The organism is Enterobacter cloacae complex sp. P15RS, assembly GCF_014895905.1.
Lineage (GTDB): Bacteria > Pseudomonadota > Gammaproteobacteria > Enterobacterales > Enterobacteriaceae > Enterobacter > Enterobacter quasihormaechei.
Window position 1 is genome coordinate 1 of the sequence record NZ_JADBQL010000002.1, and the last position, 25701, is coordinate 25701.

General features: G+C 57.1%; 24 protein-coding genes. 13 read left to right on the top strand and 11 right to left on the bottom strand.

What is annotated here, in order from left to right:
* Positions 1 to 225 precede the first annotated feature (225 nt).
* Positions 226 to 969, top strand: a complete 744-nt coding sequence (locus IM267_RS00695; protein WP_063866762.1) for a DeoR/GlpR family DNA-binding transcription regulator — start codon at positions 226 to 228, stop codon at positions 967 to 969.
* Between the two features lie 13 nt (positions 970 to 982).
* Positions 983 to 2050 (top strand): oxidoreductase, encoded by a 1068-nt coding sequence (locus IM267_RS00700; RefSeq protein WP_193032470.1) that lies wholly within the window; start codon positions 983 to 985, stop codon positions 2048 to 2050.
* A 42-nt stretch (positions 2051 to 2092) separates the two neighbouring features.
* Here IM267_RS00700 and cybB read toward each other — a convergent pair whose 3' ends face one another.
* From cybB to IM267_RS00715, 3 genes are all read right to left on the bottom strand, one after another.
* Positions 2093 to 2623 carry a cytochrome b561 gene (gene cybB / locus IM267_RS00705; RefSeq protein ID WP_063451386.1) on the bottom strand — a complete coding sequence of 177 codons (531 nt, stop codon included), beginning with the start codon at positions 2621 to 2623 and terminating at the stop codon, positions 2093 to 2095.
* An 87-nt stretch (positions 2624 to 2710) separates the two neighbouring features.
* Positions 2711 to 4150: an aldehyde dehydrogenase gene (aldA, locus tag IM267_RS00710; RefSeq protein ID WP_063866765.1), complete on the bottom strand. Its 1440-nt coding sequence runs from the start codon at positions 4148 to 4150 to the stop codon at positions 2711 to 2713.
* A gap of 198 nt (positions 4151 to 4348) precedes the next feature.
* Positions 4349 to 5143: a YdcF family protein gene (locus IM267_RS00715; RefSeq protein WP_193032471.1), complete on the bottom strand. Its 795-nt coding sequence runs from the start codon at positions 5141 to 5143 to the stop codon at positions 4349 to 4351.
* Positions 5144 to 5534: 391 nt separating this feature from the next.
* On the opposite strand from IM267_RS00715, the gene IM267_RS00720 reads away from it, so the two are divergent.
* The 5 genes from IM267_RS00720 to IM267_RS00740 all read left to right on the top strand — a co-directional run bounded on the left by IM267_RS00720 (position 5535) and on the right by IM267_RS00740 (position 12016).
* Positions 5535 to 6854 (top strand): MFS transporter, encoded by a 1320-nt coding sequence (locus IM267_RS00720; protein WP_193032472.1) that lies wholly within the window; start codon positions 5535 to 5537, stop codon positions 6852 to 6854.
* 158 nt (positions 6855 to 7012) lie between these two features.
* Positions 7013 to 8668, top strand: a complete 1656-nt coding sequence (locus tag IM267_RS00725) for an MFS transporter (RefSeq protein ID WP_063451390.1) — start codon at positions 7013 to 7015, stop codon at positions 8666 to 8668.
* A 19-nt stretch (positions 8669 to 8687) separates the two neighbouring features.
* The gene (locus IM267_RS00730) at positions 8688 to 9770 is read left to right on the top strand and encodes an HlyD family secretion protein (RefSeq protein WP_107535312.1); all 1083 of its coding nucleotides are present in this window, start codon (positions 8688 to 8690) and stop codon (positions 9768 to 9770) included.
* A complete protein-coding gene (locus IM267_RS00735) occupies positions 9767 to 11146 on the top strand; it encodes an efflux transporter outer membrane subunit (protein WP_193032473.1) in 1380 nt (459 codons plus the stop codon). The genes IM267_RS00730 and IM267_RS00735 overlap by 4 nt, the downstream gene beginning before the upstream one ends.
* Positions 11147 to 11356: 210 nt before the next feature.
* A complete protein-coding gene (locus IM267_RS00740) occupies positions 11357 to 12016 on the top strand; it encodes an O-methyltransferase (RefSeq protein WP_193032474.1) in 660 nt (219 codons plus the stop codon).
* An 82-nt stretch (positions 12017 to 12098) separates the two neighbouring features.
* On the opposite strand, the gene hrpA is transcribed toward IM267_RS00740, so the two are convergent.
* A complete protein-coding gene (gene hrpA / locus IM267_RS00745) occupies positions 12099 to 16001 on the bottom strand; it encodes an ATP-dependent RNA helicase HrpA (protein ID WP_193032475.1) in 3903 nt (1300 codons plus the stop codon).
* A gap of 204 nt (positions 16002 to 16205) precedes the next feature.
* Between hrpA and azoR the strand changes: the two genes are divergently transcribed.
* Positions 16206 to 16811 (top strand): FMN-dependent NADH-azoreductase, encoded by a 606-nt coding sequence (gene azoR, locus IM267_RS00750; RefSeq protein ID WP_063451395.1) that lies wholly within the window; start codon positions 16206 to 16208, stop codon positions 16809 to 16811.
* 90 nt (positions 16812 to 16901) lie between these two features.
* Positions 16902 to 17588, top strand: coding sequence for an RluA family pseudouridine synthase (locus IM267_RS00755; protein ID WP_193032476.1), 687 nt, complete (start codon positions 16902 to 16904; stop codon positions 17586 to 17588).
* Between the two features lie 7 nt (positions 17589 to 17595).
* Here IM267_RS00755 and IM267_RS00760 read toward each other — a convergent pair whose 3' ends face one another.
* Positions 17596 to 18135, bottom strand: a complete 540-nt coding sequence (locus IM267_RS00760; RefSeq protein ID WP_063451397.1) for a DUF2058 domain-containing protein — start codon at positions 18133 to 18135, stop codon at positions 17596 to 17598.
* Between the two features lie 169 nt (positions 18136 to 18304).
* Between IM267_RS00760 and IM267_RS00765 the strand changes: the two genes are divergently transcribed.
* Together IM267_RS00765 and IM267_RS00770 are read left to right on the top strand one after the other, a co-directional pair.
* Positions 18305 to 19279 carry a DUF1852 domain-containing protein gene (locus IM267_RS00765; protein ID WP_193032477.1) on the top strand — a complete coding sequence of 325 codons (975 nt, stop codon included), beginning with the start codon at positions 18305 to 18307 and terminating at the stop codon, positions 19277 to 19279.
* A gap of 27 nt (positions 19280 to 19306) precedes the next feature.
* Entirely contained in the window at positions 19307 to 20335 is a 1029-nt protein-coding gene (locus tag IM267_RS00770; RefSeq protein WP_063866773.1) for a methionine synthase, read from the top strand.
* A 3-nt stretch (positions 20336 to 20338) separates the two neighbouring features.
* Here the strand turns inward: IM267_RS00770 and IM267_RS00775 are convergent, their stop codons facing one another.
* The gene (locus IM267_RS00775; protein ID WP_193032478.1) at positions 20339 to 21271 is read right to left on the bottom strand and encodes a LysR family transcriptional regulator; all 933 of its coding nucleotides are present in this window, start codon (positions 21269 to 21271) and stop codon (positions 20339 to 20341) included.
* 98 nt (positions 21272 to 21369) lie between these two features.
* Between IM267_RS00775 and IM267_RS00780 the strand changes: the two genes are divergently transcribed.
* Complete coding sequence (locus IM267_RS00780) at positions 21370 to 21804, top strand: DMT family transporter (protein WP_003857304.1); 435 nt, start codon at positions 21370 to 21372, stop codon at positions 21802 to 21804.
* A 4-nt stretch (positions 21805 to 21808) separates the two neighbouring features.
* A complete protein-coding gene (locus tag IM267_RS00785; protein WP_107535305.1) occupies positions 21809 to 22267 on the top strand; it encodes a DMT family transporter in 459 nt (152 codons plus the stop codon).
* Here IM267_RS00785 and IM267_RS00790 read toward each other — a convergent pair.
* From IM267_RS00790 to IM267_RS00810, 5 genes are read right to left on the bottom strand one after another with little or no spacing between them, the layout of a single operon-like run.
* Positions 22264 to 22797, bottom strand: coding sequence for a DUF3833 domain-containing protein (locus IM267_RS00790; protein ID WP_063866776.1), 534 nt, complete (start codon positions 22795 to 22797; stop codon positions 22264 to 22266). The two genes, IM267_RS00785 and IM267_RS00790, sit on opposite strands and share 4 nt — an antisense overlap.
* Positions 22794 to 23318 carry a hypothetical protein gene (locus IM267_RS00795; protein WP_193032479.1) on the bottom strand — a complete coding sequence of 175 codons (525 nt, stop codon included), beginning with the start codon at positions 23316 to 23318 and terminating at the stop codon, positions 22794 to 22796. Before IM267_RS00795 ends, IM267_RS00790 begins: the two co-directional genes overlap by 4 nt.
* Entirely contained in the window at positions 23315 to 23764 is a 450-nt protein-coding gene (locus tag IM267_RS00800; protein WP_193032480.1) for a DUF2878 domain-containing protein, read from the bottom strand. Before IM267_RS00800 ends, IM267_RS00795 begins: the two co-directional genes overlap by 4 nt.
* Positions 23761 to 24981 carry a cyclopropane-fatty-acyl-phospholipid synthase family protein gene (locus tag IM267_RS00805; protein WP_193032481.1) on the bottom strand — a complete coding sequence of 407 codons (1221 nt, stop codon included), beginning with the start codon at positions 24979 to 24981 and terminating at the stop codon, positions 23761 to 23763. Before IM267_RS00805 ends, IM267_RS00800 begins: the two co-directional genes overlap by 4 nt.
* Positions 24978 to 25700 carry a DUF1365 domain-containing protein gene (locus IM267_RS00810; protein ID WP_193032482.1) on the bottom strand — a complete coding sequence of 241 codons (723 nt, stop codon included), beginning with the start codon at positions 25698 to 25700 and terminating at the stop codon, positions 24978 to 24980. The genes IM267_RS00805 and IM267_RS00810 overlap by 4 nt, the downstream gene beginning before the upstream one ends.
* Position 25701: the final 1 nt, after the last annotated feature.

Genomic DNA, 25701 nt, shown 5'->3' on the forward strand with positions numbered 1-25701 from the left:
AATTACCGTCTGCAAACTGGCGACTTAACCCAAATTCCTATGTAAAACATAGCGATAACAACCTGGATAAAAGTTAAATACATGTTTTTGAAGAATGATTAATGCGATATCAATAATAACCTCATTAAACTGTTTTTAGATAACATTGCACGCCTGCCTCATTTCTTTTCCTGCAAAATGCTGTAAACTGCGAGATATTGCGACATTTTGCAGGATAGTGCCCTCATGCATAAAACCGCCAGACAGAAATATGTGCTTGATATTATTAGTGAACAAGGCCAGGCCAGCATCACCGAGCTGGCAGAAAGGCTACAGGTATCGGCTGACACCATCCGTCGCGATTTGACCGACCTGGAAAAGCAGGGCCTTGCGCAAAAAAACCATGGTGGAGCCATCGCACTCAATCTCTCGACGATGACCCGTGTCAGCAGGAATACCTTGCTTCCTGAAATTAAGCAGCAGTTGGGTAAACAGGTGGCGCAACATGTGCCTGCGGGCTCGACGCTTTTTCTGGACGCGGGAAGCACAATACTGGCCGTTGCCTCTTTCCTTCAGGGGCCGCTGACCATCATTACCCCTTCTCTCGATATCGCCCAGCTGGTTAGCGCTCGGGAGGATATTGACCTGATCCTGCTCGGTGGAAAGTGGGATCAGAAACAGCGCCTGTTTGCCGGAAGTGCCACCCTTTCCCTGCTCTCTCGCTACCGGGCAGATATCGCCATTCTTGGCGCATGCGCCATTCATGCCGAGCTCGGGTTAAGCGCCAGTCAGGAGGCGGATGCCGAGGTCAAGCGAGCCATGCTGGCCGCAAGCCAGGCGCGCTGGATAGTCGCCGATCACCTGAAGCTCAACCAGTGCGAACCGTATCTGGTTTCGGGGTTATCCCAGATTCATCAACTGTTTTTAGATCGTCCCTGGGCAGAGCTCGGGGACCCTGGCGCCTTGCAGGTTACCGTTTGCGCGCATTAACGTGGAGAAGGTCATGAATAAAGTGAAGACAATCAATATTGCGCTGATCGGGTATGGTTTTGTAGGTAAGACGTTTCATGCCCCGCTGATCCGGTCCGTCGATGGCCTGAAGCTGGCGGTGGTCTCATCCCGGGATGAAGAGAAGGTCAAACGCGATCTGCCCGACGTCCTCGTTGTCGCCACGCCAGAAGAGGCCATTCAGCACCCGGATATCGACCTGGTGGTGATCGCCTCCCCCAACGCGACCCATGCGCCGCTGGCTACGCTGGCCCTGAACGCCGGCAAGCACGTGGTGGTAGATAAGCCGTTCACGCTGGATATGCAGGAAGCGCGGGATCTGATTACGCTGGCTGAAGAAAAACAGCTGCTGCTTTCTGTCTTCCATAACCGCCGCTGGGACAGCGATTTTCTCGGCATTAAGCAGGTGATTGCGCAAGGCAGCATCGGCAAGGTAAAACACCTTGAGTCACATATCGATCGTTTCCGCCCGGAAGTTCGCGTGCGCTGGAGAGAGCAAAACGTTCCCGGCAGCGGCCTGTGGTTTGACTTAGGCCCGCACATGATTGACCAGACGCTACAGCTTTTTGGACTGCCACAGTCGGTGCAGGGCAACATCGCCACGCTGCGTGACGGCGCAGAGATTAACGACTGGGCGCACGTGGTGCTGAATTATCCTGAACACAAAGTGATCCTCCATTGCAGCATGCTGGTGGCGGGCGGCGTTTCACGCTTTAGGGTCCACGGCGACAAAGCGAGCGTGGTGAAAGCGCGCATCGACCAGCAGGAAGCCCAGCTGCTGGCGGGCGTCATTCCAGGCAGCGAAAGCTGGGGTGAAGACAGCGACGATATGGTGCTGTTTAATGCTCAGGGTGAAGCCAGCGCTATCCCTGCGCCAAAAGGCGATCAGCGACAATACTATATCAACGTGCGCGATGCCCTGAACGGCAAGATTGATAATCCGGTCCATCCGGTGGAAGCGCTGGCGGTGATGGCGGTGCTGGAAGCGGCGGTAAAATCGTCGGAAACGGGTTCAACCCAGACGCTGGAGTTAACGGCGCAGGAATGCGCGCAGCTGCAATAAACAGCGAAAAAAATGCCCTGCGGACTGGCAGGGCATTATCGTTTACTGACGCTTTTTCGGCATCATGCGCAGCAGCGTGTTGTCCTTCCAGAAGTAGTGATGCATTAGCGCGGCAAAGGCGTGCAAACCAATGACGAAATAGCCCAGATTCGCCAGGGTCACGTGCCACTCTTTTAGGCTGTCCACCAGGTCAAAATTCCCCTCCGCCGCATGCGGCATCGTCAGGCCAAAGGCAAACCAGTCATTTCCGCGGTTATACATCATCACGATGCCGATCAGCGGCAGCGCAATGAACAGCAGGTAGATAACCAGGTGCCCCAGATGAGACAACCCGGTGATCATTGCTTTTGGCTTCGGTTGAATAGGCGGAGCCGGGAATTTAAGGCGAATAAGCAGGCGCGCCACCATCAGCACCAGGATGCTGATCCCGCAGGAAACGTGGATCATATTAATGAGCGGACGATCGCTTCGCGGGAACCATCCCCTGAACTCCATGGCGCAATAGGCCATAATGACTAACAGAAAAACCAGCCAGTGAATGCTGATTTGCAGACCCGTATATTTTGTGCGCATGTCGTTTCCCGATAAATAACAACTAACGCGCCAACATAACCACCTTTCCTGAAAATGTGAACCCCCTCGCACGGAGGGGGCTCTTAATTACGACTGCAAATAGACCACCTGCGTCTGCAAATACTCATTCAGACCGTGTTTACCGTCCGCCCCGCCGATACCGGATTTCCGCCAGCCCGCATGGAAGCCCTGCATCGCTTCAAAGTTTTCGCGGTTAATGTAGGTCTCACCGAACTTAAGCCCTTTAATGGCTTTCATGGCGACGTTCAGATCCTGCGTATAAACAGACGAGGTTAAACCGTAGTCACTGTCGTTGGCCATTTTCAGCGCCTCTTCCAGCGTGTCGAAAACCACCACGGGCAGCACCGGACCAAAGGTCTCTTCGTGCATGATGGTCATATCCTGACGCACGTCCAGCAGCAGCGTTGGGGGATAGAAATACCCTTTGCCTTCTGCTGCCTTACCGCCAAGGACAACTTTTGCCCCTTCCTGCACCGCGCGCGCCACCTTCTGCTCCACGCGCTCCAGCGCGGCGGCGTTGATCAGCGGCCCCATGGCAATGTCGGTTCGTTCCGCCGGATTGCCGAACTGGACGGCTTTCATGGCCTCGCCCAGACGATTGACAAAGCGGTCGTAGATCCCTTTCTGGACGTAAACACGTTCAGCGCAGTTACAGACCTGTCCGGTGTTGATAACGCGTGAATCGACAATGGCCTTCACGGCCAGCTCGAGGTCGGCATCGTCCATCACGATAGCCGGTGCTTTACCGCCCAGCTCCAGCCCAACTTTGGTGATGTTTTTCGCAGCCGCTGCCATGATCTTCTCACCCGCCCCGACGCTGCCGGTCATGCTTACCATCGCCACCTTCGGGTTCCCGGCCAGCTCCTGTCCAACGGTTTCACCGCGGCCCAGCACCAGGTTAAAGACGCCTTTCGGCAGGCCAATCTCGTCAACGATTTTGGCGAACGCAATGGCGTTGTTTGGGGTAAATTCGCTCGGTTTGATAACGATGGTGTTGCCGGTGATCAGCGCGGGGGCGAGCTTACGGGCGATCAGGAAGAAGGGAAAGTTCCACGGCAGGATACCGGTGGTCACGCCGAGGGCGCGTTTAAACACCAGAATATTCTCGCCCGGACGGTCGCTCTGAATGATTTCCCCTTCATAACGACGCGCCCACTCGGCCATATAGTCGATATAGTCAGCGGTAAAGTTCACTTCCACTTCCGCCAGCTGCTGGATCTTGCCGCCTTCGGCCACAATCAGCGCGCTGATTTCACTGACGCGCTCGCGGATCCCGGCGGAAATTTTGCGCAGCCAGCCTGCGCGTTCAATGGCAGGCAGCGCCTCCCAGCCAGCCTGCGCGCGCTCTGCCGCATCAATGGCTTTGCGGGCATCCTCGGCGCCGCCGTCGGGAATACGGGAAATGACCTCTTCCGTGGCCGGATTGATCACGTCAATCCATGCATCACCCTGCCAGGCAACAAACTGTCCATCGATATACATAGGATGTTGTACGGGTACTGTCATAACCTGCTCCTGTAATTACACTGTTTTCAACAAGTAAACTTATTGTTAAAAACTATAATTACCGGGGCAAATGCCTACTGTATGAGCTTGTTTTTGTGAGATATCTCATAAAAGAAACGGGTCAGCACGCTTCAGGAATTACAAATCGGCAACATGAGATGCCCGTTTGCGTAAAAGATGGCGCAAACGGGCAGATTGCTACAGCAGAGAACGGCTCACCAGCGCGTCGGTGAGAATGACGTCGTTTCGCAAGGTCTGCCACGCCGACTCCACCTCGGCGGGGATGTCGACGTGGGCAATAAAGTCACGCCCCGCCGGACCGTAGCCGTTAATGTCGTCCCTTAATCGCGGAAGTTCACCCAGCACCAGCGACAGGTAGCGCTCTACCGGCCATAACCCCTCAACCGGGCCGCTAAAGAGCAGACCGTCGTCGCTGTTTTGCAGCACCGGGGTCAGGCCGGGGTGACTCACCCAGGCGGGCGATACGCTCTCGTCGCGGCATACGCGGGCAAACGTAGCCATTGTGCGACGCTGCATCGTCGGGTCCTGCACCACCAGCACCCGTGCGGCGTTCAGGCCGGATTGTTTCATTAACGCCCAGCTGAAGCGGGCGTTTTCCCCGCAGTTGGTGGACTGGTCCTCAACGTGCAGTTTCTCAGCAGGAATATTCCAGAACTCGCGGGCAATGTCGGCCAGGATAGCCGCCTCGGCCCGCCCGGTGGTGGGTATCCTGTTGTAGCGGGGGTGTTTCGCAATCGCGGCGTAAAGGAAGGTCGTCGAGTGACCGATCCCGCCGCTGATGATCAGAGGAACACCCTGTTCAGCCGCGATTTTACAGGCAGCATCAATCGCGGGAATAACCGCGTTACCCGCCAGAATCACCAGATCAACGGGCTGGTTGTCCTGATAGTCATCCTGAGCAAGCCACGCCCCGACGGTATTCACGGCGTCGAGGGTTGTGCCAGGCAGACAGGGGAAAAGTGCCATTGTCATCGTTACCTCCTTACAGCATTCATCTTTAGAGTACTTCACGCAACAGGGTTGAAAAGGAGATCACTCTGAAAGCGGAGGTGCTCATTACGCTGCATATTTGTCATTTTGATGAAATAACCAGAAACATCCAAAAACAATTGGGTTGCACCCTGGGTTTGTGCTTTTGATTATCTGCCCTTCAATACATCCTGCCAAAACAGCGTGCTGAAAAAGCACCTGTTGCTGCTTAATCCATCGTGATCTGACCCGTTTTAGTTCTGGCTGACTTGCCAAATGTAACATCAAACCCTAAGTTTCTTAACAATTTAACAACCATTACACACCGACAGGTTGCACCTGAAGCGCGCCAGGTAACACCTCTATTATCATCCACGTGGCGGAGTTTTGAGTCATGACACAACATGAGAGCACGACAACGGTATTGCGGAAAAACAAAAAGGTATTAATTGCCAGTCTTACGGGAAGTTCTATTGAATGGTTTGATTATTTTCTCTATGGCACCGCTGCCGCCCTGGTGTTTAACAAGATTTTCTTTCCGATGGTCGACCCGGTAATCGGGCTGATCCTCTCCTATCTCTCCTTCTCGTTGACCTTCTTTATTCGCCCCATTGGCGGCGTTCTCTTTGCACATATCGGGGATCGTATCGGTCGCAAAAAAACGCTTGTCCTCACCCTTTCATTGATGGGAGGTGCAACCGTGATGATTGGCCTGCTGCCCACCTACGACATGATCGGGATGTGGGCGCCCGCGTTGCTGATCCTGATGCGTATTATTCAGGGGATGGGTATCGGCGGTGAATGGGGTGGCGCGCTGCTGCTGGCTTACGAGTATGCTCCAGAAAAACGCAAAGGCTTCTTCGGCAGTATTCCGCAGGCGGGCGTTACCATCGGCATGTTGATGGCGACATTTATCGTCTCGCTAATGACGCTGTTCAGCGAAGAGGATTTTCTCTCCTGGGGCTGGCGCATTCCGTTCCTGCTCAGTTCCGTGCTGGTATTATTGGGGCTGTGGATCCGGAAAGATATTGACGAAACGCCTGATTTCCAGAAAGTGAAAAAATCCGGTCAGGTTGCGAAAGCTCCGCTGCGCGACACCCTAAAACACCACTGGCGTGAAGTGCTAATTGCCGCCGGGTTTAAGGTTGTTGAGACAGCTCCGTTCTATATTTTCTCCACGTTTGTGGTGAGCTACGCCACTACTACCCTGACCTATCAGAAATCCCAGGCGCTGGAGGCAGTAACTCTTGGCGCACTGGTCGCCACTATCATGATCCCGCTGATGGGGCTGCTCTCCGACAGGGTTGGCCGCCAGCGAATGTACGCCGTCAGTGTCTTCATGCTCGGCCTGTTTATCGTGCCCTGGTTTATGCTGCTGAATAGCGGTACCACCTGGGGAATTGTGCTCGCGACCGTTATCGCTTTTGGCGTACTGTGGGCACCGGTGACGGCAGTTCTCGGGACGCTCTGCTCTGAAATTTTCAGTGCCAACGTTCGCTACACCGGTATCACGCTGGGTTATCAACTTGGGGCCGCGCTGGCAGGCGGAACGGCACCGCTAATAGCTACCGGACTGCTGGCGAAATACGACGGCGACTGGGTACCCGTGGCCTGGTATCTGGGCGTGACGGTCGCTATCTCCCTCGTTGCAATTTTTTGTGCCAGCCGCATCAACCGTGAACGCCACCTTCAGGCGCAGCCGGAACAGCGATAATATTATTGCGGCTCCGTTCGCGAGCCGCACTTTTTCTTCATTATTCCCTCTACATTTGATTAACATACAATAATCGTATTCACTTGAATTATGATTTGCGGCAACCGTAGAATCATTAGCCCGCTCACAATTCAACTTTTTGAAAGGTAAACCCCGTTATGCGCCTGCCCCAACGCGATCCTTATGCTCCTCGCGAGTGGCAGCCACACGAGAAACCCGCCCTGCTGGGTTCCCCTTCCACCCCGGAACATCCCACCCCAAAACGGATCGCCTATGGCGTGGTCGGCCTGTTGGTGTGTTTGACCGGGGCGCTGGGTAACGCGGTCGTCACCGCCAATCTGCAAAATCTGCAAGGCACCTTCGGCGCCTGGTCGACCGAAATCGCCTGGCTGCCCGCGGTCTATGTTATGACCAACGTCTCCATAAACTTGCTGCTGGTGAAGTTTCGCCAGCAGTACGGTTTACGCGCGTTTACGGAAGGCTTCCTGGTGCTGTATGTGCTGGTCACCTTTTTCCACCTGTTTGTGAACGATCTCAGCTCGGCGCTGATGGTGCGTGCGGCGCACGGGATGGTCGCCGCCGCGCTCAGCTCGCTCGGCATTTATTACCAGATACAGGCCTGGCCCGCGAAGCATCGACTGAAGGCGCTGACCATCGGCATTACCGGATCGTCGCTGGCGATCCCGCTGGCGCGGCTGTTCTCCACCGAGCTGTTACAGCTTGACGAGTGGCGCGGACTGTACTTCTTCGAACTGGGGCTGGCCCTGATATCGCTGGCCTGCGTGATGGTGCTAAAGCTGCCCCCGGGCGATCGGCGCAAAGTTTTCGAGAAGAAAGATTTCATCACCTTCTTTTTGCTGGCACCCGGCATGGCGCTGCTGTGCGCGGTTCTGTCGTTAGGGCGTCTGGACTGGTGGTTTGAAGCGCCGTGGATCGGCTGGGCGCTGGCTCTCTCGCTGGTGCTGATTGTCTCAGCGATTGTGTTTGAGCATAACCGCAGCAACCCGCTGCTCAATACCCGCTGGCTCTCCAGCGGCAGCATCGTACGTCTGGGGCTGATTATGCTGCTGATCCGCATCGTGCTGGCGGAGCAGAACACCGGCGTCATCGGCTGGCTGCAATATGTAGGCCTACAGAATGAACAGATGACCCATCTGGCATGGGCTATTTTCGCCGGGATTGTCTGCGGTATCGTCACCAGTTGCCTGACGATAAAACCCACTAAACTGGCCTGGCCGATAATCACCTCGCTGGCGCTGATGATTATCGCCTCGCTGCTGGACAGCCAGTCTAACAACCTGACCCGACCGGATCAGCTAATGTTCAGCCAGTTCCTGCTGGGCTTCGGCAGCGCTTTCTTCCTCGCGCCTGCGATGCTGGCCGCCATTGGCGGGGTGATCGCCGACCCGCGCAACCTGGTCAGCTTTTCCGTGATGTTTGGCATGAGTCAGAACCTTGGGGGCCTGCTGGGTTCCGCGATCCTCGGCACCTTCCAGACCTGGCGCGAGAAGTACCATTCCAGCCTGCTGGCCGACCAGCTCACCACCCTGAACCCGCTGGTGAACGAACGTATTCAGCTTTACACCCAGATGTATAAAAGCCTGATTGGCGACAGTTCCCTGCTGGGCACTCAGGCCATTACCCAGCTCCAGACGGTGACGGCGCTTGAGGCAAATATTCTGGCTTACAACGATACTTATTTACTGACGGCGAGCATTGCCACTGCCACGCTGGTCTGGATTTTATGGCGTTTGCTGCGCCTGCGCATTACCGCCCGTATGGCCCTTAAGAACGCCACTGGCAATAAGTCATGATTATTTTTCAGGAGAGGTTATGAGTCAGCAGGATGCCGCCAAAGAGCAGGCCAACACCCGTAAAAACGTGCGCGTCGTGTCCATTTTCACCGCCGCGGCTATCGGTATTGTCGGGGTGCTGGTGATCCTTTATGCCTGGCAGTTGCCTCCGTTCACGCGTCACGCGCAGTTCACCGATAACGCCTACGTGCGCGGCCAGACAACGTTCATCAGTCCACAGGTAAACGGCTACATTACCGAGGTACACGTTCAGGATTTCGTGCAGGTTAAAAAAGGCGATCTGCTGTTGCAGATTGACGACCGGATCTATCGCCAGCGCGTCCATCAGGCCGAGGCGCAGCTGGCAATGAAAATCGCTGCCCTGAACAACAACCTGCAACAACGCAAAAGTGCGGAAGCGGTGATTGCCAGAAACGAGGCGGCGCTGAAAAACGCCCGTGCCCAAAGCCTGAAAACCCAGGCGGATCTGAGGCGCGTGAAGGATCTGACCGCAGACGGCTCCCTGTCCATCCGCGAGCGCGATGCAGCGCTGGCGAGTGCCGCGCAGGGTAGCGCCGATATCGATCAGGCAAAAGCGACGCTTGAGATGTCGCGCCAGGATTTACAAACGGTCATCGTTAATCGCGGTTCGCTGGAAGCGGACGTTGAAAATGCCAAAGCCGCCCTTGAACTGGCGCAGATCGATCTGCAAAACACCCGAATTGTCGCCCCGCGCGACGGCCAGCTCGGGCAGGTTGCGGTGCGTCTGGGGGCGTACGTGACTGCCGGAACGCACTTGACCACGCTGGTTCCGCCGCAGCACTGGGTGATCGCCAACATCAAAGAGACGCAGCTGGCGAATATACGCGTCGGCCAGCCGGTGAAATTCACCGTCGATGCGTTGAACGATAAAGCCTATCAGGGGCGCGTAGAGAGCATTTCCCCGGCCACTGGCGTGGAGTTCAGCGCTATCACCCCGGATAACGCCACAGGCAACTTTGTCAAAATCGCCCAGCGCATCCCGGTGCGCATTGAGGTTCTCGGTGAGGCGGAGGACTACCGGCTGCTGCGCCCTGGCATGTCGGTGCAGGTCACCATCGACACGCGGGAGGCGAAACAATGACGCTTCGCCCGATCGCTGGCCTGCTGATGATGGCTATCCTGGCGGGTTGCCAGTCGGTAGACGTTGAGCCCGCCACATCGTCACTGCACATTCCGGCCCAGTGGCGCGCCACGTCGGGGCCGTCCAACCCGGCAGAGCAGCTCTGGTGGCGCAATTTTCACGACAGCCATCTGAACCGCTATGTGGATCAGGCGCTGAAGAACAACAGCGACGTGCTGATTGCCCGCGAACGGATTAATGAGTATCAGGCCCGGGTGTACGCCGCCGACGGCAGCCTGTTTCCGTCGCTAGATGCGGGCGTGACGGGAACGCGCGGACGCTCGCAGTCCGCCGCCACCGGGCTTCCGGTATACGGTACGCTGTATAAAGGTAGCCTGACCGCCAGCTACGACGTGGATATCTGGGGCGTAAACCGCGGCACCGCCCGTGCCGCTGAAGCATCGCTGGAGGCACAAAAAGCGGCGGCTGCGGCGGCAGATCTTACCGTCGCGTCGTCGGTGGCCTCCGGGTACGTCATCCTGCTGTCGCTGGATGAACAGCTCCGCGTGACCCGTGCCACGCTGAAGTCGCGTGAAGAAGCGTTTAACCTTGCTAAACGGCAGTTTGAGACGGGATATAGCTCTCGCCTTGAGCTGATGCAATCGGATTCTGAGCTGCGCGCCACCCGCGCGCAGGTTCCACTTCTACAGCACCAGATTGCGCAACAGGAGAATGCGCTTAGCCTGCTGCTTGGCGGCAATCCGGGTGACGTTCCGCGCGGTGAAAGCTTCGACGCCCTGACGCCGCTGAAACTGCCTTCACAACTGCCGTCGACGTTACTTAACCGACGTCCGGATATCGTCCAGGCGGAACGTCAGCTCGTTGCGGCGGACGCGACGCTGGCGTCATCGCGCGCCAGCCTGCTGCCGTCGATCAACCTCACGGCCACGGGATCGGTGCAGGATCGCACGCTGTCGGGGTTGCTGGATAACCCCCTACAGCTCTGGAGCGTGGGCGGCAGTATTCTTGCGCCGCTGCTGAACCGTCAGGCGCTGAATGCACAGGTGGATATCTCTCAGTCCCAGCGTAATCAGGCACTCTACAGCTACGAAAAAACCGTACGTAACGCGTTTGTCGAGGTGAATGATAGCCTTGATGCCATCACCCGCTATCAGGAACAGCTTACCGAGCTGCTGGCACAGCAGCAGGTCGCGCAGGAGACGCTGCGGATTGCGCAAAACCGCTACCGCAACGGGTACTCTTCCTATCTGGATGTGCTTGACGCGCAGCGCACCTTATTCTCGGTGCAGACCAGCGTGGTACAGGTGAAAAATAACCTGCTGCTGGCGCAAATTGATTTGTATAAAGCGCTGGGAGGCGGTTGGGCCAGTGCGTGAAAACATGCCGGGTGGCGGCTACGCCTTACCCGGCCTACACGTCTGGTGATGGTGGAACGCGGCCACGCCTCACGAGGCATACATATGTTTCTGTAGGCCCGGTAAGCGCAGCGCCACCGGGCAAAGGTTTTAGCCGGAGAAACGATAGTGGCGGCTACGCCTTACCCGGCCTACACTTCGCATCTGGCGATCCCCCCAAGGAGTCAATCTATGCAACAGCAGTGGTGTTCAGTAGATAATTACATGATTTCGTCGCTTATTCCTGAAGATGAGGTTCTCCAGAACGTTCTTGAAAACAACAAACGCGCCGGTTTACCCGAGCACGACGTTGCCGCAAATCAGGGGCAACTGCTGGCGCTGTTTGTCCGCATGATGCAGGCCCGCCGCATTCTGGAGATCGGTACGCTTGGTGCATATAGCTCAATCTGGATGGCGCGCGCCCTGCCGCCGGACGGAAAGCTGATTACGCTAGAAGCGGACCCGACACATGCCGCAGTTGCACGACAGAATATTCATCTTGCTGGACTCGGCGATCGCATAGAACTGTTTGAAGGCCCGGCGCTAAAGTCGCTCGAGAATTTCGGTGACGTCCCGCCCTTTGACCTGATCTTTATTGATGCCGATAAGCCAAACAACCTCGGCTACCTGGAGTGGGCGCTGCACTACTCCCGTCCCGGCACAGTCATTATCGGCGATAACGTGGTGCGCGACGGCGAGGTGGTTAACGGGCAAAGCGACGATGCACGCGTGCAGGGGGTACGGAAGTTTATCGAGATGACTGGAGATAACCCACGCTTAACCGCCACCGCGCTGCAAACGGTGGGCGTTAAGGGATGGGATGGGTTTACGCTGGCGATGGTGGAACGATAAAAAGCCGGGTGGCGGCTACGCCTTATCCGGCCTACATGTTCTTCCGTAGGCCGGATAAGCGCAGCGCCACCGGGCAAATGTTTTAGCCGGAGATCTGCTCCATCGCCTGCAAGATACGCTTGTCCGAAATCGGGTACGGGGTGCCAAGCTGCTGAGCGAAGAAGCTGACGCGCAGCTCCTCGATCATCCAGCGGATCTCCTGCACGTCGTCATCCTCCCGACGCGCCGGCGGCAGTTTGTTCAGCCACTGCTGCCATGCCTGCTGCACGTTTTCGACTTTCAGCATCTGCGCCCGGTCGCGATGCGGATCGATCGCCATTTTCTCCAGACGTTTTTCGATCGCCTGCAAATAACGCAGCGTATCGCCCAGCCGCTTAAAGCCGTTGCCGGTCACAAAACCGCGATAGACCAGCCCGGCCATCTGCGCCTTCACGTCCGACAGCCCCAGCGCCATGGTCATATCCACCCGCCCTTTCAGGCGCTTGTTGATATTGAACACGGCGGTGAGGATCTGCTCGACCTGTTTCGCAATCTCTACCACGGTATCGTTCAGCTCCGCGCGCACCTTTTCATGAAGCTGAGCAAAGCCCTCTTCCGTCCAGACCGGACCGCCCGCCTCGTGGATCAGCTTGTCCACGCCGCAGGAGATGCAGTCGTCAATCAGATCCAGCACTTTGCCGTACGGGTTAAAGTACAGCCCCAGCTTGGCTTTGTTCGGCAGCTTCTCATGCAGATACTTAATCGGCGATGGGATGTTGAGCAGAAGCAGTCGACGCAGCCCGCGCCACATCATCTGCTGCTGCTCTTGGGGATTGTCAAAGAGCTTAATCGCCACGCTGTCGCGCTCATCCACCAGCGCAGGCCAGGCTTTCACCTTGTAGTTGCCGCGCTTCTGCTCGTAGCTTTCCGGAAGCTGACCAAAGCTCCAGATATGCAGCCCGCTCTGCTCGATACCGTCGTCCGCCACGGCAGACAGGGTCTCCTGCACTTTGCCCTTCAGGGCGTCCTTCAGTTCCGAAAGCGAGCGGCCTTCCAGCAGCTTTTTGTTTTTATCGTCCACCACGCGGAAGGTGATTTTCAGGTGATCGGGCACCTGATCCCAGTTCCAGTCCTCGCGGTCAATGGTGGTCCCGGTCATACGGCGGAACTCGCGCTCAAGCGCGTCCAGCAGCGGCAGCTCCAGCGGCGTGACGCGGCCTAAAAAGGCTTCGGCGTAGTTCGGTGCTGGCACAAAATTGCGCCGTACCGGCTTTGGCAGCGACTTGATCAGCGCAATCACCAGCTCGCGGCGCAGGCCGGGAATTTGCCACTCAAACCCGCTCTCTTCCACCTGGTTTAACAGCGGCAGCGGAATGTGCACCGTCACGCCATCGGCATCCGCGCCCGGCTCAAACTGATAGGTCAGCCGCAGCTTGAGGTTCCCCTGATGCCAGAAGTTCGGGTAGTCGAGCTTGCTGACCGACTCCGCGCCCTCTTTGATCAGCATGCTCTTTTCGAAGTTGAGCAGGTCTGGGGTCTCTTTGCTGGCTTTCTTCCACCAGCTGTCGAAATGGCGCGCCGAGATCACATCGTGGCTGATGCGCTGGTCGTAAAACTCAAACAGCGTCTCGTCGTCCACCAGAATGTCGCGGCGGCGGGACTTGTGCTCAAGCTCTTCCACCTCGGCGCGAAGCTTCAGGTTTTCGCGGAAGAACGCGTGGCGCGTCTGCCAGTCGCCCTCCACCAGCGCATGGCGGATAAACAGCTCGCGACTTAACGCCGGATCGATCTGGCTGTAGTTAACCTTCCGCGCAGCGACCACCGGCAGGCCATAGACGGTGACTTTTTCGGTTGCCATCACCGCGCCCTGCCCGCGCTCCCAGTGCGGCTCGCTGTACGAGCGTTTCAGCAGGTGCTGCGCAACCGGTTCAACCCACTCCGGATCGATGCGTGCGGCAATTCGCCCCCACAGACGGCTGGTTTCCACCAGCTCGGCGACCATGGTCCACTTCGGCGGCTTTTTGAACAAGCCCGAGCCCGGGAAGATGGAGAAACGCGCGTTACGTGCCCCGGTATACTCCTGCTTATCGGCATCTTTCATCCCGATATGGGACAGCAGGCCAGTCAGCAAGGCGATATGAATTTCGCGGTACTCCGCCGGTTCACTGTTCACCGGGATGCCCAGCTCTTTTACCACCTGGCGCAGCTGGGTATAGATATCCTGCCACTCGCGCACGCGCAGGTAGTTGAGGAAATCCACCCGGCACTGACGGCGGAACTGATTCGAAGAGAGCGCTTTTTGCTGCTCGCCGAGATAGTTCCAAAGGTTCACAAAGGCCAGGAAATCAGACTCTTTATCGTGGAAGCGACGGTGTTTTTCATCCGACGCCTGCTGTTTGTCCATCGGGCGCTCGCGCGGATCCTGAATGGAGAGCGCCGAGGTGATGATCATCGCCTCGCGCACGCAGCCATGCTTTTGCGCTTCCAGCACCATGCGCGCCAGACGCGGATCAACCGGGAGCTGGCTAAGCTGACGGCCTAATGGCGTTAGCTTGTAGGCCGTCGCCTGCTCGTCGGTGGTGATGGCGCCCAGCTCTTCCAGCAGGCGCACCCCGTCCTGAATATTGCGCTTGTCCGGCGCTTCCACAAACGGGAAGGCGGCGATATCGCCCAGCCCCAGCGCGGTCATTTGCAGAATAACGGACGCCAGGTTGGTGCGCAGGATCTCGGGGTCGGTAAACGCCGGGCGCGACAGGAAATCGTCTTCCGAATAGAGACGAATACAGATCCCTTCCGACACGCGGCCACAGCGCCCCTTACGCTGATTCGCCGATGCCTGCGATACCGGCTCGATCGGCAGGCGCTGGACCTTGGTACGGTAGCTGTAGCGGCTGATGCGCGCCGTGCCAGGGTCGATCACGTATTTGATGCCCGGCACGGTGAGCGAGGTTTCGGCCACGTTGGTCGCCAGCACGATGCGGCGCCCGCCGTGCGGCTGGAACACGCGGTTCTGCTCGCTGTTCGACAGGCGCGCGTACAGCGGCAGGATCTCAGTATGGCGCAGGTCGCGCTTGCTGAGCGCATCGGCGGTGTCGCGGATTTCGCGCTCGCCGCTCATAAAGATCAGAATGTCGCCCGAACTCTCATTGCCCAGCTCGTCGACGGCATCAAAGATGGCCTGAAGCTGGTCGCGCTCGGTATCGTCCGCCTCTTCAACAATCGGGCGATAGCGCACTTCCACCGGATAGGTGCGGCCCGACACTTCAATAATCGGCGCGTTGTTGAAATGTTTTGAGAAGCGCTCCGGGTCGATGGTCGCGGAGGTGATGATGATTTTCAGATCCGGACGGCGCGGCAGCAGCTCTTTCAGGTAGCCGAGCAGGAAGTCGATGTTCAGGCTGCGCTCGTGCGCTTCATCGATGATGATGGTGTCGTATTGCATCAGCAGACGATCCTGCTGGATTTCCGCCAGTAGAATACCGTCGGTCATCAACTTAACCATGGTGTTGTCGCTGACGCGATCGCTGAATCGCACCTTGTAGCCGATGCAGCCGCCCGGCTCCGTTTGCAGCTCTTCGGCAATACGGTTCGCCACGGTGCGCGCCGCCAGACGACGCGGCTGGGTATGGCCAATCAGCCCCTTCACCCCGCGGCCCAGCTCCATGCAGATTTTCGGCAGCTGGGTGGTTTTACCTGAACCGGTTTCGCCCGCGACAATCACCACCTGGTGGTCGCGTACGGCCTCAAGAATGTCCTGTTTTTTCTGGCTGACGGGCAGGTTTTCCGGGTAGGTAATCTCCGGACGTGCGGCTTCGCGCAGCACAACCTTCCCTGCCGCCTGTTCAATCTCTTTGGCCATCTCCTGGTAAATGGCCTGTTGTGCATCAGGATTTTTAACCTTCTTAACGCCGTGCAGGCGGCGCGCAAACCGCTGTTTATCGCGCAGCATCAGCGAATTAAGCTGCTGCATCAGCATCGGGAAGGTCAATTTTTGTTGTTCTGTCATAGCGTTAACGGGCAGTGCACTGCCGGATAAAATCTCTTTTTAATGATTGCTATAGAGTACCACATCAGCGCTTTTCGCGCCTTATTCAAAAAATTCGAACATAGACTTCGATATATTGCGCTATCCCTGTGGCAGGATTGTGAATAAAGTGTCAACAAGCAACGGGGCAACCCCCTTCAATCAAATACAAAACAGGAATTTCCCATGAGCAAAGTATTAGTGTTGAAATCCAGTATTCTGGCAGGGTACTCACAGTCTGGTCAGCTGTCCGACTATTTCGTTGAGCAGTGGCGCGAACAGCATACTGCGGATGAAATCACCGTTCGCGACCTGGCGGCAAACCCGATTCCTGTGCTGGACGGCGAGCTGGTTGGCGCGCTGCGTCCGAGCGATGCGCCTTTGTCCCCACGTCAGCAGGAAGCCCTGGCGCTCTCCGACGAGCTGATTGCTGAATTGCAGGCGCACGACGTTATCGTGATCAACGCCCCAATGTACAACTTCAACATTCCTACCCAACTGAAGAACTACTTCGACCTGGTGGCGCGCGCTGGCGTAACCTTCCGTTACACCGAGAACGGCCCGGAAGGTCTGGTAAAAGGTAAACGCGCTATCGTCCTGACCAGCCGCGGCGGTATCCACAAAGATACCCCAACCGACCTGGTGGCGCCGTACATGACCCTGTTCCTCGGCTTCATCGGCATTACCGACGTGAACTTTGTGTTCGCTGAAGGTATCGCTTACGGCCCGGAAGTGGCTACCAAAGCGCAGTCCGACGCGAAAGCCGCTATCGACAGCCTGGTCGCTGCCTAAGATCTCCCCCTCTCACCGCCCGGTGGGAGGGTTTTTCTTTTCCTGCATATTTCGTTATCATCCGCACCCACTCTCCAGCCGGGCGGCCTGATGTCTGTCATTATCGATACTTTTATTGCACCCCCCTGTCACGACGACATTGAGATCTTATGGCAGGACGAACATCTGCTGCTGATCAACAAACCTTCCGGCCTGCTTAGCCTCTCGGGAAAAAATCCGCAAAACCGCGATTCCGTTCACCATCGTCTGGTGCAAACCTTTCCTGGCTGCACGCTGGTGCATCGCCTTGATTTTGGCACCTCAGGCCTGATGGTCATTGCGCGTAACAAGGCGATTAACGCCGCTCTTTGTCACCAGTTCAGCCAGCGCGCCGTGAGCAAGGTTTACACCGCCCTGCTGTGCGGACATGTGGAAGAGGATGAAGGGACAGTGGATGCGCCGATTGCCAAAGATCCGGCGCTGTTTCCGCTGATGACGATCTGTTCACTGACCGGTAAACCCGCCCGCTCCCGCTACCGGGTGGTGGAACGTGTATACCAGGATACGAAAATGCCGTTAACGCGGGTGGAACTTATCCCGGAGACCGGGCGCACCCACCAGCTGCGCATTCACTGCCAGCAGTTAGGCCACCCTATATTAGGGTGCGATCTGTATGGGGGTCTGGAATGGCCGGGCGCTGAAGAAACGCCCCGGCTGATGCTGCATGCAAGCGTTCTGAGTTTTATGCATCCGCTGAGCGGCGAGACCATGAATGCCCGTCACGCCGCGCCATTCTGAACGAGATTTACCACATTAAATCGTCAGGGATTTTGAAGTCTGCGTACGGATCGTCTTCGTCCTGCTCTTCCTGACTCAGCGCGCTGTTTAGCACAATGCTGTCCGCATCGCGCTGGGCAATTTTATCCGCAACCACCGCCGGAATAATCGCATATTCACAGTCGCCATTCGCGTTGATCACCAGACGGGCAATGGCCAGACGACCGTTAATCAGCTGGGTTTGTGTCTGCTTATCGACGTCGATTTTTTTGATCAGGTTGCCGTCGGTAAAGTTAAAGGTGATGTTACCCCTCGCCACGGTGATGCGGTTCATCTCAATCAGCTGCTTCACCTGCGCCTTAAACTCTTTCGCCAGCACCGCCTGTTTTTGCTGTTCGCTCAGCTGCTTGTCACGCTCAAGCTGCGCTTTCTTATTCTCTTCAACGGCTTCTCTCGCCTCGCGAGCCTGGACGCGGGATTTTTTTGCCGTGCGCTGGACCTTCGCCATCTTTTTGCTGCTGACTAAGCCCGCTTTCAGCATCTGCTCTTGTAGGGTGAGTTTTGTCATGATCGTTTAAACCGGTTGGAAATGTCGGGGGATTATACCTGAATTGCGCAGTTCATGAAGAACCCTCATGACGCAGTGAAATTAAGTCACTTCCCCTGCGCCAGTGGTTCAGGCATAAATTATGCATTGATAACGTCCCGGCAACATGAACTTAGGATGCATAACGAAAATGAGTCAGGCTTTCACATTTACCCTTAAGCGCAGTTGCTTTGATGAAAACTATAACCCGTCAGAAAAAACGCGCACGACCACCAACTTCGCCAACCTCGCCCGTGGGGAGAAGCGTCAGGAAAACCTGCGCAATACGCTGGTGATGATCAACAATCGCTTTAACGCGCTGGCGAGCTGGGATAACCCCAAGGCGGACCGCTACGCCGTTGAGCTGGAGATTGTATCGATCGATATGAATATTGGCGGGGAATTTACCTTCCCGGCCATCGAAATTCTGCAAACGACGATCGTGGATAAAAAGACCGGCGAGCGCATTGAGGGCATCGTCGGGAATAACTTCTCATCCTATGTCCGTGACTATGATTTCAGCGTCCTGCTGCTGGAGCACAATAAAGATCAATCCCGTTTTACTCTCCCCGAGAATTTCGGTGAGCTGCACGGCAATATCTTTAAGTGTTTTGTGCATTCTGCGGAATATCGGGAGAACTTCAAAAAAGCGCCGGTGATTTGCCTGAGCGTCTCCAGCAAAGACACCTACCGCCGCACCGGTAACCACCATCCGGTGCTGGGCCTGGAGTACCAGCCGGACGGCGCGTCGCTGACGGAGCAGTATTTCGCCAAAATGGGCCTTAAGGTTCGCTACTTCATGCCTGAGAACAGCGTCGCGCCTTTTGCCTTCTTCTTCACCGGCGATTTACTGCGAGATTACACCAATCTGGAGCTGATCGGCACCATCAGCACGATGGAGACGTTCCAGAAGATTTATCGCCCGGAAATTTATAATGCTAATTCCGCCGCGGGGCAGTGCTATCAGCCCGACCTGAATCAGCAGGATCACTCATTAACCAAAATCGTTTATGACCGTGAAGAGCGCAGCCGTCTGGCCATTGAGCAGGGGAAATATACCGAAGAGCGGTTCATCAAACCCTACAAAACCCTTCTTGAGCAGTGGTCTCAGCACTTCACGCTTTAATTTAATACGGATAAAAGGTTTCTACTTATGAAAACATTGCTCCCGACATCGACGGCTGGCAGCCTGCCGAAACCCACCTGGCTTGCGCAGCCGGAAACGCTCTGGTCGCCGTGGAAATTACAGGACGACGAATTACTGGCAGGGAAACAGGATGCGCTGCGTTTGTCTCTGGACGAGCAACTCCGCGCGGGGATTGATATCGTCAGCGATGGCGAACAAACCCGCCAGCATTTCGTTACCACCTTTATTGAACACCTGAGCGGAGTGGATTTTGAGAACCGCCAGACGGTACGCATCCGTAATCGTTATGATGCGAGCGTGCCGACCGTGGTGGATGCGGTAGCGCGCCAGAAACCGGTGTTCGTTGATGACGCGAAGTACCTGCGCCAGCTTACGGACAAGCCGATCAAGTGGGCGCTGCCCGGCCCCATGACCATGATCGACACGCTTTACGATGCCCACTATAAAAGCCGCGAAAAGCTGGCCTGGGAGTTCGCTAAAATCCTCAATCAGGAAGCGCGCGAGCTGGAAGCGGCAGGCGTTGACATCATTCAGTTCGATGAACCGGCCTTTAACGTCTTTTTCGACGAGGTGAACGACTGGGGTATCGCCGCGCTGGAGCGCGCCATTGAAGGGCTGAAGTGCGAAACCGCAGTACATATCTGCTACGGTTACGGCATCAAAGCTAATACGGACTGGAAAAAGACGCTCGGCTCCGAGTGGCGCCAGTATGAAGAGGCGTTTCCTAAATTGCAGACCTCGAAGATCGATATCATTTCGCTGGAGTGCCACAACTCGCGCGTGCCGATGGATCTGCTGGAGCTGATCCGCGGTAAAAAAGTGATGGTCGGGGCGATTGACGTCGCCACCCAAACCATCGAAACGCCGGAAGAGGTCGCCGATACGCTGCGCAAGGCGTTGCAGTTTGTGGATGCAGACAAGCTTTATCCGTCGACCAACTGCGGCATGGCTCCCCTTTCCCGCCAGGTTGCCAACGGTAAGCTCAAGGCGCTAAGCGCCGGGGCAGAGATCCTCCGCCGCGAGCTTGCTCGTTAATCCTCAGGTTTGCCAGTACAGCGGCGTACCGAACCGTTCAATATAGTAATCAATCACCGCCCTGACGTTCAGGGGCGGATGACGCGCGTTCGGGTAAATTGCCGCAATCGTCAGCGGCTCCGTGTTGATTGAACACTCCCTCTCCGGCAGCAATGCCACCAGCTCACCGCTTTTCAGCCGTTCGCTCACCATCCAGTCGGGGAAAAGCACAATGCCCATGCCGCCCAGCGCCGAAATCAGGAGCGTTTCCGCGTTATTGGAGGTCATCAACGGTACGACGGGATAGTGAACCCACGCCTCGCCCGGCGACCGGATCAGCCAGCGGTTAGGCCCGGACGATCCGCGGTACACCAGACAGCGGTGACGACTAAGATCGTCCGGCCCCTCAGGCGCGCCATGTTTGCGCAGATAGTCCGGCGAGGCCGCCAGATGGTAGAACTGCTGCCCAAACACCCGCGCGTGAAACGAGGAGTCCGTCAGCGCGCCGATGCGAAAGATAACGTCCGCGGCGTCGCGGTGAGGATCGATAAAATCGTCGGTGAGGGTAAGTTCAACGGAGAGACGGGGATAACGCGCCAGAAGCCCAGGCAGGCCCGGCGCGATGTGCCGTTGTCCGAAAAAAACCGGGCCATTGATGCGCAGCGTGCCCGACGGCTCGCGGGCGCGTTCATCCAGCTCGCGTCGCGCATCCTCCAGGTTCCCGGCCATCGCCCGCGCATAGCGAACAAAAAGATGTCCGCTCTCTGTGGGCATAATCGCCCGCGTGTTGCGGTAGAACAGCTGTTGCCCGAGGGCGTCCTCAAGCTGGTGGATCACGCGTGAAACCTGCGACGCGGAGATCCCTTCCCGCCGCGCGACCACGGAAAAATTTTGCGTTTCGTATACGTCGATGAAGATCAGCAGCGCGCGAATGCTGATATGTCCGGCATCCATCATTAATGCATTTCCTGCACAGGTGTTTCCTGCATTATGGCATTTTTCTCAATGATGTTCAGACGTAATCTTCTCCGCCTGGAAAAAGGAGAAAAAGCGTTATGCACATTATTTTAATTTTACTGGTGATTGCCGGCGGCATGGGGCTGTCCGTGGAAGCCGGGCTGCTGGGGCCGCTGGGCGCGGAGGTAGGCGATCTGTGGGCTGCGTTCAGCATATTCAGCGTGGGAACGGGGCTGACGTTTCTGCTGATGCTGTTTTTCAGCCCGCGTAACAGCCCCTCATTTTTTGCGCAACCGTCATGGCATCTGCTGGGCGGCGTGCTCGGTCCGGTTTACGTCATCATTCTCACCATTGCCACCCCGGCGATCGGCATCGCGATGACGATGATTGGCATTCTGGCCGGTCAGGTATTTAAAAGCCTGATTATTGACCACTATGGCCTGCTGGGTACGCCGCACCGCAGGATCGATACAAAACGCATTATTGCGCTGGGGTTTATCATTGCGGCGCTCATTCTCGTGGCTCAGGGGTAACGTTATGACAGTAATTATGATTATTCTGGCCGTGATTGGCGGCGCGACGCTGAGCATTCAGGCTGCCATTAACGGGCAATTAGGCAGCAGCGTGGGGGTTTTCAAAAGCGCGTTTCTGACGTTTTCCGTCGGCGCGCTGGTGACCGCCCTGCTCATCTTCTTCTTTGAGCCGAAACAGGCGGTCAGCCTGATGGATGTGCCCAAATGGCAGCTTCTGGGCGCCCTGTGCGGCGTGCCTTATATCGTGATTATGGTGCTCGCGGTGCAGCGCATCGGCACCGCCGTTGCCACGGTAGCGGTGATCCTGGGCCAGCTGGCCATGAGCATGCTGATTGATAACTTTGGCTGGCTGAACAATGAAGCCATTCCATTTTCAATGAGCCGTCTGGGGGCCGTCGTCTGCCTTAGTATTGCACTCTTCTTCATCTACTCAAGCAGTAAACCTCAGCCCGAAGAGGATTAACCGCCCTCTTTGCGGGTAAAGAACAGCGTCACCGTGGCGACGGTGACGCCAAATTTCTTCATCTCGGTTTTATTGAACAGACGGGTGCCGTCCTGCAAATACATCCAGTCATCGAAGTGCAACAGCCAGGTTTTGCCGTCCGCCTTCACGTTCATGCTGTAGCGCCAGTTAAGGGCGTTGCCCGCCGCCTGGCCTGACGCCACACCCTCAATATCGCCCGCTGTGCCCTCGTAGCGATTCTGACCAACGCGGCGGATGTGCCACACGCGCTGCTGCTTCTCGCCGTCGTCGTAGACAAAATGCTCATTCAGGGTCAGCGTATCGCCGATAACATCGCCGGCGATCTCGACGTGGAAACGGCGGATCTGCTTACCGCTGCGATCCTGAACCATCCCCCACGCCTCGGTTTTCCCCTGGAAATAGGTGAAAATATCCAGCGTCGGCTGCTGCTGACGATACTCTGTCACCTCGGTGCTGCATCCGGCCACCAGCATCGTCAGGGCAAGCGCCATTAACAGGAAACGTTTCATTTTGGTCCTCCGATTAACTGCTGACGCAGTTCAGGATACTCAGTGCGGGGATCGAGCCAGATCGCCAGAAAGCGCGAGCTAAACGCTGCCGACTGGCGCGGCCCGAGTGGCGTAAAGGTTTTCTGGGACGCTGTAGGGCGATACCAGAATTGCCCCTGTCCGTCCTTCAGCACAAACGCGAGCTGCGCGCCGGGCGTGACGTCGGGCCAGAGCGTGGACAGCATACGTAGCCAGGCTTCACTCTGCGGCTCCTGCTGTAAAATGCCCTGCGCCTGCCACTGGTCGCGGGTCGCCTCGACCAGGTCGTCGGCAGCAATGTCGCGGGCGTAGGTAATAATCAGCGCGTTATCGCTGTCTATCCCCGCGTAGCGCCCGTCGGGCGTGAGAAGCTGAGAGGTATAGACGGTAAGCGGCCCCCAGGTGAGCGTGGCGTCGCCCACCTTGCGCCAGATCAGCCAGTCAGCCGCCTGCGCGCTACAGGTGTTTACGGTCAGCGCGAGCATGAATAACAGATTTCTCATTGTTGTCTCCCCATCAGCAGGTGGAAAAACAGCATCAACACCAGCCAGCCCGGGATCATCCAGCTGAGGACGATAAAGGTCGGTTCCAGAAACGTTATGGCCCCCAGACGCTCGCCGATCAGGTAGGCCACCGGCCCGCCCACGGTCGCCAGCGCCGTCAGCAGCCAGCCCGGCAGCGTTGTCGTGCGGGTTAGCTGCGTCCAGACGCAGGCAAACATCAGCCACAGCGCGACCATCCATAGCGGCATTAGCGACGCACCGGTAAAGGCAATCAGCCCGGTCAGCGCCCAGAGGGCGTATAGCCGGTGCGAAGGCGGTAACAGCAGCCAGGCAAGCACCGCCAGCGCGATCCAGATGACCAGACCCTGTTCGCGAAACAGCACCACCAGCGTCCAGTAGAGATCGAACCCGATGGCCAGCAAAAAGACCTGCCCGTAGCGCTTCATACGCGTTCCGCAGTGAGCTGCACCACGCTGATGGTGCGGGCGTTAAACCCGGCTTCACAATAGCCAAAGTAGTACAGCCACATCCTGCGGAAACGTTCATCAAACCCGAGCTTTTCTATCTCCTGCCAGGCGTGAATGAAGCGCTGCCGCCAGTGGGCGAGCGTGCGGGCGTAATCCGGCCCCATGTCAAAGAGGTTACGCACCACAAAATCCGTGTGGCGCGTCATCAGGTCATTCATGGCGGTGATGCTGGGCAAAAAGCCGCCGGGGAAGATGTAGCGCTGTATAAAATCGACGCTTTTGCTGTAGTCGCGATAGCGCTGATCCTGAATGGTGATGGCCTGAATCGCCATCCGCCCGCCTGGACGCAGACGCGCCTGACAGGTGCGGAAAAACGTTGGCAGGTAGCGTTGGCCGACGGCTTCGATCATCTCAACCGACACCAGCTTATCGTACACCCCGGTCAGATCGCGGTAGTCGCAGAGCAGCACCTCAACGCGATCCTGCAAGCCTGCCCGCGCGATCCGCGCGGTGGCCCAGTGGTACTGCTCCTGCGACAGCGTGGTGGTGGTCACCCGACAGCCGTAGTGACGGGCGGCGTACTCCGCCATCGCCCCCCAGCCGGTGCCAATTTCCAGCAGATGATCGTTTGCGGTGAGCGCCAGCTGGTCGCACAGCCTCGCCATTTTTGCCTGCTGAGCCGCCGCCAGATCCTGCTCTTCCCCGGTAAACAGCGCGCTGGAGTACAGGAGTTGCTCATCAAGGAAATGGGCGTAAAAGGTGTTGCCGAGATCGTAATGGGCGGCAATATTTTCACGCGCCTGAGCGCGGGAGTTGCGCCGCGTCCAGTGCCGTAGCCGCTCCACCGGCTTCGCGAGCAGGCGAAACCCTTTTTCCAGCTGCCCGAGGATCTGGCTATTGCGCGCAATCAGCTCCAGCAGCGGCGTCAGGTGGGCCGTCTCCCAGTCGCCATCCATCCACGCTTCCGCCGCGGCAAGGCTGCCTCCCGTTAAAATGCGCCAGTAGACGCCCGGAGATCGCACCTGCACTTCGGCGTGAAGCGCGGCGGACGCGTCGCCGAAATGGAACGTCTGGGGCCCTTCACGGAGCGTCAGCGAGCCTCCGCGCAGGCCGTTCAGCAGGCGAAAAAGCAACCAGCGCGCGACGCGAGCGTTGCGCGGGATATCGGGTTCAAGCGCAAAGACGGGATCGGTCATGATCGTTCACTCCTGCTGAGGGGATGGTTATGCAGCGGCACGCGCTTGAGCCACAGCCTGAGCGCCTGCCAGTAAATGGCAAAAACGGTTTTAAGGGTCATCAACGGGATCCGCACCAGCATCGCCCGCAGCGCCCCACGCGTTAGCGGCGCCCGGCGTAGCGTCAGCGTGGCATCAAACACCTTTGTTTCCTGATGGTTTTCAATATGCATGCGCAGCGTGCTGTCCGGGCAGTTGAAGCGCCAGTGGTAAACCATGTCCATCGGGTTAAAGGGCGAAACATGAAATGCTTTCTCCGTCGGCGGAGCGTCCTGCCCCGCCACGGCGTAGTAATGCCGTTCATTCCACGGCGTGTTACGCACTTCGGCGAGAACCCAGCGCAGAGTGTCTTCGCCGTCATAGCAGTAGTAAAAATTGACCGGGTTAAAATGAAAGCCGAAATAACGCAGCTGCGTCAGGAGCATGATCCGCCCCGCCGGACGCTGGCCGGTCAGATTTTCCAGACGCTCAAGGACGCGCTCTTTAAGCGGCGTGCCCAGCGGGTAATCCGCATCATAAAAGGCCGCGGGCGCAAAGCGATTTCGCCGTACGCCGACGGAGGGCAGTCTGTCCAGCTCATCAAGATCGAGCCACGCCATAAACACGCTATAGGTAAAATGGTGCGCTTTCGGCGTAAGACGGCGATGGCGCAATGCGCCGTGGTAAAGGCAGCTGTTCATC